This window comes from Lacinutrix undariae (assembly GCF_052934785.1).
This window is the reverse complement of record NZ_CM128809.1, coordinates 2956023-2968132: the sequence shown is the minus strand read 5'-3', so window position 1 is coordinate 2968132 and position 12110 is coordinate 2956023. Positions and strand designations below refer to the sequence as shown.

Below are 12110 nucleotides of genomic sequence, written 5' to 3'. Positions count from 1 at the left end.
GGCTTTTTTAGTAAAAGAAAGTAAAGATCTAAATACGTATTAGTTTTTAGCTTTTTTCGTGAATTTATAAGTAATACCAAAGTTAATCCCGAAAGATGAGTAAGGTACTTTTTGAGATAATTTCTTTGATGGATCAGTATTTGTATTTGATAACTCATCAACGTAAGTTGTTTTCTTTACAATGCCAGCAGGTAAATTATCTAAAGAGTAAAAACCTTCAACAGCAACAGTACCATCAGGTAATACAATGTTAGTATTGAATTCTGTAATCTCAGAGTCTTTACGTTTTAAGCTAATACCGTAATATTCAGCCTCAGCAAATACAGCAAAGTTGTCATTAATATGATATTTGTAACCTAAAGCACCAACAAAACCTATAGGAAAGTGTCCGTGGTAATCTTCAACATAATTAGTTTGAGAATAAGATCCAGATGGTAAACCTTGTGCAGAAGCTTCAGCATCAGAAAACACAGATTTTTGAGAAACAACTGCTTCTGTTTTACCTCCTAATTTTAATAAAGCTCCAAAACGACCATAAATGTTGTTTGTAAACTTATAAACCATAGATACCGAAGCACCAAAAGCACGAGCTCTTGCTACAGCGTTAACATTTGTTGTAGGTAAAGTCACTTTAGATACCGTTTGGTCATCACCCTGTAAATATCCTACAGAAACATCAGCACCAAAAGACTCATTAAAGAAGTAAGTTCCTCTTAATTGTATATTAGTTCCTGCTCCATAACTCCCATAAGAGTTTTCAGCATTAAAGGCGTCTATCTTTTCTCCCAATTTCATTCCGGCACTTCCAATAGCGTATCCAGAACTTACTGAAATCTCAAGTTGAGAATAAGAGATTGTACTCATTAAAAAAGCAGCAACAACTATAATTTTATGTTTCATAATTATGTATTTTATTTTGTTAATATTCATTCTAATTGTACACAAATATAATTATTAGTTTCATTAAACAAATCTTTAAGTGTTAAGATTGAAAAATATAAAAACAATACGCTTTTTTTTTATACTGAAATTAAGAAAGGCTTTAAGCCCTTTGTTTATAAGTTGCAGGTAAGTTAGTAGTCTTTAGTTTTTAGTGTAGTAATATCTTAAAACCTTATATCGGTCTTAGGTTTTAATCAACTTATTTACGGTGAGAGTGTGTTAATTTTATCATATATTTATGTTAAATATATAGAAGTAAAACAGGTGTATTAAAAGAACAAAACCATTTTAAATAACATAAAACAGGTGTCAAGTAGCCCTTTTCGTACTTAAAAGAAAAACAATTTACTAAACTGAAAGATGGAAATAAAAACTAGCAAAGCGCCAATAATTCTATTAACCCGTGTGGTTATATTTTTCATTTTAACTTTCAATACATTACTGAATGTGCCATACCCATAAAGTGTAATAACCTTTCCTAAAAACACACCAATTAAAAATGTAAAAAGTATTACATAATCCACATGTATATTTAAGTACAGCATCTTTTTGTTTAAAAATGAAACCACCAATATCCAATATATTAATACCGTAGGATTTACCAAACCTAGTATAAAACCTAACATTTGCTTACTAAGGTTATAACGTTTTTTTATAATAATGCATTCGTCATTTTCATCTTTTACACAGTCTTTCCTTCCAGATAAAAGTACAATTCCAACAACTAATAGTACAATGGCAATAGTGTATTGTAACCAGACATTCATATCTACAAAGCTTTCAATTTGCATATTAAAAGCGATAGCAATAACTACTAAAATAAGTTCAGCTAAAGCGGCCGTGTACACAATCTTTAGGGCATTGCTAAGACTCTCTTTTATCGTGGTATTTATAACTGCAACATTGGTAGTTCCTAACGGAAGTGCGCCAATTATTGCGGTTATCAAGCCTAAAAAAAGGTAGATTATAAAATTCATAAGTTTTGGTTGGTTTAATAGGTTAGTAGGTCGTGTTTTAATAGAGTTGCTTTCATAAAATGTTAAAATTACTTCAGTAGTTATTACAAATAAATTCATTCCAAACTATTTTTTAATGATAGACTTAGCCTTTTATAGCAAGGTAAAAGGAGTGAAGTAGCTACTGTTAAAACAGTCTAATTCCATCAGTGAATCTTTTAAATTAATAGTTAATTTTGTAAAGGTTTAGCTATTGTTTTTTATCTTTGAGAACAGTTATTGAGTTGTAAATCTCCCTTAAAACACCACAGGTTACTATTGGTGTAACAGCCATGCAACGGTAAGCTACCATTATTTATATTAAAAAAAACAACACCTAATGATAGAGTTTTTTGAAGTCCATAAACGCGCCATTATTTATGCTGTATCCGTTATAAGTACCGTATTTGTATTACGCTTCTTTACCAAAGTATTATATAATTGGTTAAAAAAGCGTTCACTTATAAAATACCCTAATGAAGAACATAAAACGATTCATTTAATACAAAAAATATTAAATGCATTATGGATGGTTTTAGGGGTTATGGCATTAACCTTTATAGTTATTGATAAAGATCAGTATAAAGTGGCTACCAGTAACTTTATGCTGGTATTATATTTAGGAATTGTTGCTGTTGTAACATTGGTGTTTGCCTCATTAGTGCAAACATGGTTTAAACGTAAAATAAAGCAGAAAATTAGTGATAATGAAGACACTACAAGTTATAAGTTTTTAAGATATGTGGCGGTTTTTGCAGTCTATTTTTTAGGAGCCATATTAGCACTTGTCGCTTTTGATTCTATGAGAAGCTTTGCGGTTACTGCGCTTGGTGGTGCTGGAGTTGTAGCAGTTGTAGCAGGTGTGGCCTCACAGGAAGCTTTATCTAATCTTGTAGGAGGAATTTTTATCATTGCGTTCAAACCTTTTAAATTAGGAGATATTATAAAAGTAGACGAATCAATGGTTGGTACTGTTACAGATATTACTTTACGTCATACAATCATCCGAAATTATGAAAACAAGATGATTGTAATTCCTAATGCTATTATTAATAAAGAAAAACTTATCAATTATGATTTAGGCGAGCGTATGTGTTGTCAATGGATAGAAATAGGCATTTCTTATGATAGTGATATTGATTTGGCAAAGCATATTATAAATGAAGAATGTGAAAGTCACCCAAATTTAATCGACAATCGCAGTGAGCTTGATAAATATAATAAGGTGCCAAAAGTTGTAGTGCGTGTTATTGCATTAGAGGATTCTGCAGTCACTTTAAGAGCTTGGGCTTGGGCTAGTAATTTCTCAGATGCTTTTGTGCTGAAGTGTGATTTATATGAAAGTATTAAAAAACGCTTTGATAAAGAAGGTGTCGAAATCCCATTCCCGCATCGTACATTAGTTTTTAAAGGCGAATAACATAAGAACGTGCATTTTAAAAACGTACGCTCTTTTTCTATAGCCTTATTTGTAAAATAAACCCTAAAACTTTAGTACTACCGCGTTTAATAATTGCCAGAAGGAAACAACAAGCACGATTTGTAAGCCTATCAGCAATATTCAAATTAAGAGATGTTCATTCTGAAAAACATATTTCACTAATAAATAAGAGTAGAGTAAATAGAGGTGTTTCTTTCATAAGAAACCAGAGCTATAATTTAAAATTCAACAGATTAATTTAATAAAGCAGTAATGACCAATAATCAATATACCCCCTGGTTTAAATCTGTTTTTTAATAGTAAATAAAACCCAAATAAGATTTAAGTACTTGTTTTGTAGTAGGATAAGTTTTAAGATTATTTTATGTTTATTTTTAGAAGCGCATACCATTTATAAGTTAAGTTTGCTTTTATACCAGTAAACATTCTTTTTTAAATCGCTTATGAAAACAAAACTACTTTTATATGTAGCGTTACTTTTAGTTGCCGTTGCAAAAGCACAAGACAATGCGGCTAATGTACTTTCAAAACTAACCATTACAGGAACAGTTATAGATAAAGATAATGGAAAACCTTTGCCGTTTGCCTATTTAAAAATTGATAAAACGTCTTTAGGAACCGTAACAGAAGGTGATGGTAAATTTAAAATCACTATCCCAAAAGTATATGACACCTATACAATTACAATTAGCTATTTAGGGTTTGAAAGTCTGCAATTATCAGTAGCAGATTTTAGGTCGAAAAACGGAAAAACAATCACTTTAGCTTCCGAAGTCGTCTCTCTAGATGAAGTGGTCGTAGAAAAACCTAAGAAACTCCCAAAAGCAAAATCACTACTACGAAAAGTTATAAAAAATAGGCCTTCAAATTATAATAATTCTTCATCTCTAATTTCTGGGTATTACAGAGAATCAATGAAAGAAAATGGCGTATATATTAAGTACACAGACGCGGTTTGCGATTATTACGAAGCGCCTTATATTAAGAAAAAGTACAAATGGAAACATTACCAAAGTCCTTATGATTTCTCAATGAGTAGCGGTACTTTTAATTTCGATTCTAATTCGCTGCACCGTATTCATTTTCATTTTAAAACCTTAAAAACAGAACAGGTAGATATTATTAACTCTCGGGCAAGTAGTAGTTTAAGTCAAAGAGATTTTCATGCTAATATTGAAGGTGGTCCGTTAGGATTGTTCTCAAGAAATAGAGTGAAATATCAAGAAAGTTTTCTAGGAAAAAAAGCAACACGTGATTTTGATTATACGGTTTCAGAAGATCTAAACGAAAAAGGGGATTGGGTATATGTTTTAGAGTTTAAAACCAAAACCACCAAAGCAGAATTAGATGAACTAACAAATCCTGAAAATAACAACGTAAAACGATGGATTAAAGCGAACAAGCATAAATTGTTGAAAGGTAAAATTTACATTAACCAAGACGATTTAGCTATTATGGGGTATGAATGTGCAGTGCCAAATGAGTTAAAAGAATACTTCTGCGGATATACATTTAATGAAATAAAACATTTTGACTACAAATTAAATGTAAGATTTAAGAAAAAAGGCACGCGCTATTACATTGATAGTATGCGACATGAAGACGAGTTTATTTATAAAGATAGCATTAGCGAAACAACCACCTATTATTCTGCAATTTCAGAGTTTAAAACCCAATCAATTAACACTAAGAATACTAAAAAGCTCTCTGATGATGATAATTTTGCCAATACAATATCTAATCATCTTTATGAATTTCCTTTAGAGTATGATGCAGAATTCTGGAACAATTACACCTCTAAAAATCCACTAACAGCTATTGATTCTCAAATCAGAAAAGATATGGAGTTTGAGAAAACTCTTGAAGCTCAGTTTAGAGATAAACATATCCGTAACGATTCAATGCCTGCGCCAATAGCAAAAATTGAACCGTCTAGTTTTAAAATTCATGGGGAAACCTATACCGATAATTATGCGTGGTTAAAAGACACCAAAGCACCAAAACATAATAAACCCGTAATGGATTATCTGCGTGAAGAAAATAAATATGCCGATAATTATAACATTCCTCTTAAAAAAGCACAGCGTGTTATCTATAAAGACTTGGTGAGACACATAGATAAAAACAAAAGTTCGTTACCGGTTAAAAAGAACGGATATATGTATTACAGCACATATACCGAAGATGATGAACATCCTATTTATTACAGAAAAGGGGTTAAAAAAGACACTATTCCAACAGAATTACTCAATGTTAATGAGTTAGCAAAAAACAAAAGTTACTATACTGCAAGCGTGGGATCGGTGAGTCCGGATAATAATCTTATTACGATTTCTGAAAACACCACAGGAACAGACGCCTATGTATTAAAAATTAAAAACCTTAGTGACAATACGTTTTTAACCGATTCTATTAACAGAATTAGTAGCATGGTTTGGTTAGATAATAAGACATTTTTATACACTAATGTAGAAAAACAAACCTATCGTACATCAAAAGTAATGCGACATGTTTTAGGTACCAATACTAAAACAGATGTGATGATCTACGAAGAAAAAGACCCGAGTTTTAACGTAGGTATTTATAAGTCTAAATCTAAGGCGTACATATTTTTAACTACAGGAAGCAGCACAACTTCAGAAAATTGGTATTTAAAAACCAATAATCCAACAGGGGAATTCAAGGTAGTCATTCCTCGCGAAGACAATCATTTATACGGCGTATCTCATTATAAAGATGAGTTCTATATCATCACCAACAAAGAGGCGCTTAACTATAAAGTGGTTAAAATTCCTGTTAATAATGTACAAGACGCAAAGTGGGAAGAAGTTATACCACACCAAGAAGGCGTATTGCTAGAAAGCTTTCAGGTATTTGATAATTATTTTGTGATTTCTGAAAAAGAAAATGCCCAATCACGAATTAAAATTATAAATCAAACCACTCAAAAAAGTCATTTTATAAAGCTAAAAGAAGATTTTTATAATATTGGTATTGGCTATAATCCAGATTTTGCAACCGATAGTTTACAGTTCAGTTATAGTTCTTTTGAGAGACCTACAACAACGTTTAAATATCATATGGAAACCAAAAAGAAACGTTTGGTAAAGCAGCATAGCAAACCAATTACGCATCCGTATAACAAATATGTGGTGGAGCGTAAATGGGTTACCGCTAAAGATGGTAAACAAATCCCCTTAACACTTATCAGAAAGAAATGGCGAAATAATAAAGGGACCAATCACAGAGTATATTTAACGTCTTATGGCGCTTATGGTTCGGGTCAAGGTATTCCAGGTGGCGCAACTGTACATCATTTGGTGAATTCTGGTTATGTGTACGCTATTGCTCACGTAAGAGGTGGAGACGATTTAGGAAACGAATGGTATAACGACGGAAAACTCTTTAATAAAAAGCATACATTCTCAGATTTTATCGCTTGCGCGGAATATTTAATTGCCGAAAACTATGCTGCAAAAGGAAGTATTACTGCCGAAGGCGGAAGCGCAGGAGGTTTATTAATGGGAGCGATCATTAATGAACGTCCAGAGTTGTTTAATACCGTTATTTTAAATGTGCCTTTTGTAGATGTGATAAACACCATGTTAGATGAAAACTTACCATTAACTGTTGGAGAGTTTGATGAATGGGGAAATCCAAAAAACAAAAAAGAGTATCAGTATATTAAATCTTACAGTCCTTATGATAATGTAAAAGCGCAAAACTATCCTAATTTACTGTTCACTACAGGATTAAATGATACGCGAGTAGGGTATTGGGAACCTGCAAAAATGGTAGCTAAATTAAGAGCTACAAAAACCGATGATAATTTACTATTATTAAAAACCGATTTCTCTAACGGTCATGGCGGTGGTTCGGGACGTTTTGCCGGTTATAGAGATAGTGCGTATATGTTAAGTTTAATTTATGACTTGTATGAAAATACTAAGGTTGAGGAATTAAAACAAGATTAATAGTGAGTTGAAATCATAACAATTGCATAGAATTTTATTTTATGCAATTGTTATAATGAACTGGTTTTTTACGAATTTTTATAATGTAAATTGTGTTTTTCTAAATCAGACTACATATCAAATGTAGATTATTCATTTGTTTGACCACGATTATTTAATGATTCAAGTTTTATAAAGCGTCAAGAAAAATCTAAACCATCTAAATGAGTTTCAGTTTAACCGATTTTATCTATTTAATAATGCTTTCAGTTAATTATCCATTAACAAGATATCTGTTAAAAAGACTTTCAAATACTAAAAAACGACTATTGTAAACTATTTAATAATTATCCTATAATTTATATTATGTCAAATAGAAATTATCAAAATTACAAATACTACTCTTTTTAGCGATATTCAGTATCATATATTGGTGTTTTATAAACCTTAATTACATACGTTACAACGCTACTTTTATTGATTCAGTTGATTGTTATTTGTATTTGTATAGGTTAAAGCTACACTTCGGGTAAACTAACGGAAAACACTTCTAAATACATGAGGTTTGTATTTTTAATATTCTGTAATATAGCTCATTAAATTTGAAATACGCGATTCTCAGCGATGAGCACTCTATCAGATTTAAGCATAAAAAAACAGGACAAATTCTTTTTAGTAAAGATTTTGTCCTGTTTGATATATAATCGTTTTATAACGGCTACAATATATAATTTATCAGATTATAATATTTTTGGAATTCCTGGTAATTGTCCAGCTAATGCTAATGATACTGCACAAACAATAAACATAACACCTGGGATAATTAAACGTTCTTTAAGTGTTAAGCTCTTAGCACGTTCACGATCTCCAATTAATCCCATATTATCTAATAACATAGTTAATGCCCATCCAAATACGGGGTTTACAAACGCACAAGCAAAAATACATGTTCCAGCACTTAACGAGTCGCTTTCTTTTTTTACCATTTGCATTCCAGCTTCTAATAAAGGTAAAAATACACCTACAATTAAAGCAACTCTTAATACAGGTTCCCACATTGCTAAATCCATTGGATATCCAAATACAGCTGCTAGAATACATAAAATAGCTGTTAGTATTGCACCACCAGGAATTGGTCTTTTTGCAATAGCTGCAGGAATCATATAAGTTCCCCAAGACGATGCAATATTTCCACCTCCTAAAAGCACACCAACTATCTGTCTAATAGACGATACCGTCATAGTATCATCAACATCCATTAATACTTTTTTAGCTTTTTCTGGATAATTCATTTCTTGAAATACACGGTGTCCTAAGAAATCTGGAGACCACATAGCTACTGCTAAAATTGCAAAAGGAATAACGGCTACAAACTGTGCGGCATCTGGCCAACCTAATTGCCAACCTGTAGTTTCTCCCCACCACCATGTTGGATCAAAATGTGGTAATCCTGGGGCTGTTGAAAATTGAAAATCAACACCCATTGCAAATGCAACAACTCCTGCTATAGTTGAACATAACGGAATTGCTAACCAACGTTTTTTAAGTCTTGCTAATACGGCATAAAGTAGAATGGTAATTCCAATAACTACAAAAGATACGGTGCTTTTGTTGCTTAATTCGGCCCAAGTTTCAAATTTTGTTATTTGAGATACTAATCCCATGGCTCCTAAATATATTAGTAAACCACCACGCACCCCTACTCCTGTTAGGTTCATTAATTTTGAACCTCCTTTGGTGATACTTAAAATTAATCCAAATACTCCAATTAGTATTCCTAAAGCAAGCGGGTGTCCTCCCGCTAAGGCAATAATAGGAATTAAGGGAATCATTGGTCCGTGTGTTCCTGCTAAATTAGCACGAGGGTTTAAAATTGCCGAAAATATAACTAGAAAAAGACCTCCAGCAATAAGCAATTCATAACGTACGTTTTCTGCAACAAATTCTGGCGTTAGTCCGTATTGAGCAGCAAAAGCGGCTACCATTGCAGTTACCATGACTACTTTTCCAATAGTTGCGGCTAATGCAGGTACTAAGTCTTCAAATTCTATATTATAATCTCTAAATGGTAAATGAATTTTCCATCTACGAAGATTCATTATTAATAGTTCATGATTTAAATAATCTTCTCTTTTTTCAAATTCTTTAGACTTCTTGCGCTGGTCTTTGTAAGAATTTGCTCTCTTTTTCTTCATAATGGTGGTTGTTAGTATACTTGCCCTTTTTTTACGGAATGTTAAATTAAAGTTCCATAGTTAACTATTTATGCTGATATATTTATTAAAATAAGAACTTACTTACATTTTTTTATGATTTCGATAAAAATGATAGTTAAATATTATCAGATTAGAAATAATTCTTTTTCAGGTAAGATTTGACTAACAATATCAATAGTAATACTATTATATTTGCATTAAATATAATGATGTATGGATAAACTACTTTCTAATATTAAAATAGAAGTTCCTAAGGGAATTTATCTAAAAGATCCAGAATCTTCCGCTTTAGGGCGTAAAATTATTGAACATAGTATTGTACTGATTCATGACGTGGGGTTTGAAAACTTTAACTTTAAAAAATTAGGACAGCTTATCAGTTCTAACGAAAGTTCTATATATCGCTATTTTGAGAGTAAACATAAATTGTTGGTGTATTTGAGTGCTTGGTATTGGAGTTGGATTGAGTATCAGCTGATCGTAGAGACGTATAGTATAGTACAATTGACGGAAAAGCTAGAAAAAGCAATTGAGGTAGTCACACGAACTACTAAGCAAGACAGTAATTATAGTCATATTAATGAAGTACTTTTAAATATAATAATCATTAATGAAAATTCTAAATCTTACCTTACTAAAGATGTGGATGCAGGTAATAAAGAGGGTTTTTTTTTACCTTATAAAAGAGTGATTCATCGCTTGTCAGATATTATATCTAGCTATAATACGGAATATAAATTCCCGCTTAATTTATCTAGCACTATCGTAGAAAACTCTTTGTATCAGCAGTTTGCGATTATGCACTTCACTTCTATTACGAATTGCAATGACACGGCATTAACGCCAACAGGTTACTTTAAGGATTTAGTTTTTAAAACATTACATTATGGAAAATAATACTTTAACCCCATGGAGACGCTTTTTAGGTTTGTTAAAATTAGAGCGAAAAGATATTCTTCAAATTGGTTATTATGCGGTTTTTGAAGGTGTCGTTGCGTTGTCATTACCCTTGGGAATTCAAGCAATTATCAACTTGCTGCAAGGGGCTCAAATTTCGGCGTCATGGATTGTGTTAATTGCTTTAGTTGTAGCAGGAGTTGCTTTTGCAGGTATGCTAAAGTTGATGCAAATGCGTATCATTGAAACCATACAACAGCGTATTTTTACTAGAGCATCTTTGGAATTAAGTTACCGTTTTCCGAAAATAAAAATGAGTGAAATGCGTAATTATTACCTTCCAGAGTTGGCTAATCGTTTTTTTGACACCTTAATCATTCAAAAAGGACTTTCTAAAATTTTAATAGATGTGCCATCGGCATTATTACAAATTATTTTTGCCCTTATCCTACTCTCTTTTTACCATCCATTTTTTATTGTTTTTGGAGTATTATTAATGTTATTGATATACATTGTTTTTAAATACACAGCAAAATACGGACTAGAATCTAGTTTAAAAGAGTCTAAAAACAAATACAAAGTAGCCCATTGGTTACAAGAAATATCTAGAGCTGTGATTAGCTTTAAACTATCTGGAAACACGAGTTTAGCAATGCAAAAGAATGACGATTTAGTAGCCGAATATTTAGAATCTAGAGAGAATCACTTTAAGATTTTAATGTTGCAGTTTATTCAATTGATTAGCTTTAAAGTATTAGTTACACTCGGTTTATTATTAATTGGTGGTTTTTTAGTACTAGATCAACGTATGAATATTGGTCAGTTTGTTGCTGCCGAAATCATTATTATCTTAATTATCAATTCTGTTGAAAAACTAATTTTAGGATTAGAATCGTTTTACGATGTATTGACTTCTATAGAAAAATTAGGTCAAATTATAGATAAGCCTCTTGAAGATCAAAAAGGAGAAGTAATTAAAAAGACAGCAAGTTTAAATATAGAACTACAGAACGTTTTCTATGAAATTGAAGGTCAGAATAAAACGATTATTGATGATATATCTTTAGTTATAAAACCTAAAGATCGTGTGTTAATTCAAGGTGAAAATGGTGCCGGTAAAACGAGTTTATTACAGCTTATTTCAGGGGTTATTACGCCTACTTCAGGATATATTTATGTGAATGATCTTTCTATTGAAAGTTTATTTATTAACAAATATCGTGCACATTTAGGATTAGCACTTTCCGAAGAGACGCCTTTTGAAGGTACTATACGAGAGAACGTTATTTTTAATAACCCCTCTATTACAGATGAAGATATTTATGAGACATTCACTCAAATCGGTCTAACCACTTTTTTAAAGCAACAACCACAAGGATTGAATACTATTTTAAAACCAGAAGGGAAACAGATAGCAGAAACCATTGCTAAAAAACTAATATTAGCTAGAGCACTTGTAAAGCAACCAAAAGTATTAATTTTAGAAGATCCGTTAGAGCAATTCCATAGAGATGAAGCCAAAGAAATTATGGATTATGTGTCACAACCTTCACAACCTTGGAGTTTAATTGTTGTTAGTAATAATGATATGTGGAAAGCCAATTGCAACACACATATTGTATTGAATAAAGGGGCTGTTTCTAATATTTATAATAAACGATAAGCG

Annotated in this window: 7 protein-coding genes; 4 read left to right on the top strand and 3 right to left on the bottom strand. The window is 31.7% G+C overall.

Going from position 1 to position 12110, the window contains the following annotated elements:
• Positions 1 to 39 precede the first annotated feature (39 nt).
• Both ACU4C5_RS13295 and ACU4C5_RS13290 read right to left on the bottom strand, forming a co-directional pair.
• Positions 40 to 900, bottom strand: a complete 861-nt coding sequence (locus tag ACU4C5_RS13295) for an outer membrane beta-barrel protein (RefSeq protein WP_446844699.1) — start codon at positions 898 to 900, stop codon at positions 40 to 42.
• Positions 901 to 1271: 371 nt separating this feature from the next.
• Positions 1272 to 2018, bottom strand: a complete 747-nt coding sequence (locus tag ACU4C5_RS13290; RefSeq protein ID WP_446844698.1) for a LysE family transporter — start codon at positions 2016 to 2018, stop codon at positions 1272 to 1274.
• 259 nt (positions 2019 to 2277) lie between these two features.
• On the opposite strand from ACU4C5_RS13290, the gene ACU4C5_RS13285 reads away from it, so the two are divergent.
• Together ACU4C5_RS13285 and ACU4C5_RS13280 are read left to right on the top strand one after the other, a co-directional pair.
• Entirely contained in the window at positions 2278 to 3357 is a 1080-nt protein-coding gene (locus ACU4C5_RS13285; RefSeq protein WP_446844697.1) for a mechanosensitive ion channel family protein, read from the top strand.
• A gap of 464 nt (positions 3358 to 3821) precedes the next feature.
• The gene (locus ACU4C5_RS13280; RefSeq protein WP_446844696.1) at positions 3822 to 7352 is read left to right on the top strand and encodes a prolyl oligopeptidase family serine peptidase; all 3531 of its coding nucleotides are present in this window, start codon (positions 3822 to 3824) and stop codon (positions 7350 to 7352) included.
• Between the two features lie 719 nt (positions 7353 to 8071).
• Here the strand turns inward: ACU4C5_RS13280 and ACU4C5_RS13275 are convergent.
• Positions 8072 to 9526 carry a DUF3360 family protein gene (locus ACU4C5_RS13275; protein WP_446844695.1) on the bottom strand — a complete coding sequence of 485 codons (1455 nt, stop codon included), beginning with the start codon at positions 9524 to 9526 and terminating at the stop codon, positions 8072 to 8074.
• Between the two features lie 234 nt (positions 9527 to 9760).
• On the opposite strand from ACU4C5_RS13275, the gene ACU4C5_RS13270 reads away from it, so the two are divergent.
• Together ACU4C5_RS13270 and ACU4C5_RS13265 are read left to right on the top strand one after the other, a co-directional pair.
• Positions 9761 to 10444: a TetR/AcrR family transcriptional regulator gene (locus ACU4C5_RS13270; protein ID WP_446844694.1), complete on the top strand. Its 684-nt coding sequence runs from the start codon at positions 9761 to 9763 to the stop codon at positions 10442 to 10444.
• Positions 10434 to 12107, top strand: a complete 1674-nt coding sequence (locus tag ACU4C5_RS13265; protein ID WP_446844693.1) for a peptidase domain-containing ABC transporter — start codon at positions 10434 to 10436, stop codon at positions 12105 to 12107. The genes ACU4C5_RS13270 and ACU4C5_RS13265 overlap by 11 nt, the downstream gene beginning before the upstream one ends.
• The last annotated feature ends 3 nt before the right edge of the window (positions 12108 to 12110 follow it).

Bases quoted from the DNA above. Each gene is read 5' to 3' on its own strand.
- ACU4C5_RS13295 (WP_446844699.1), bottom strand. From the start codon at position 900: ATGAAACATAAAATTATAGTTGTTGCTGCTTTTTTAATGAGTACAATC.
- ACU4C5_RS13290 (WP_446844698.1), bottom strand. From the start codon at position 2,018: ATGAATTTATTTGTAATAACTACTGAAGTAATTTTAACATTTTATGAA.
- ACU4C5_RS13285 (WP_446844697.1), top strand. From the start codon at position 2,278: ATGATAGAGTTTTTTGAAGTCCATAAACGCGCCATTATTTATGCTGTA.
- ACU4C5_RS13280 (WP_446844696.1), top strand. From the start codon at position 3,822: ATGAAAACAAAACTACTTTTATATGTAGCGTTACTTTTAGTTGCCGTT.
- ACU4C5_RS13275 (WP_446844695.1), bottom strand. From the start codon at position 9,526: ATGAAGAAAAAGAGAGCAAATTCTTACAAAGACCAGCGCAAGAAGTCT.
- ACU4C5_RS13270 (WP_446844694.1), top strand. From the start codon at position 9,761: ATGGATAAACTACTTTCTAATATTAAAATAGAAGTTCCTAAGGGAATT.
- ACU4C5_RS13265 (WP_446844693.1), top strand. From the start codon at position 10,434: ATGGAAAATAATACTTTAACCCCATGGAGACGCTTTTTAGGTTTGTTA.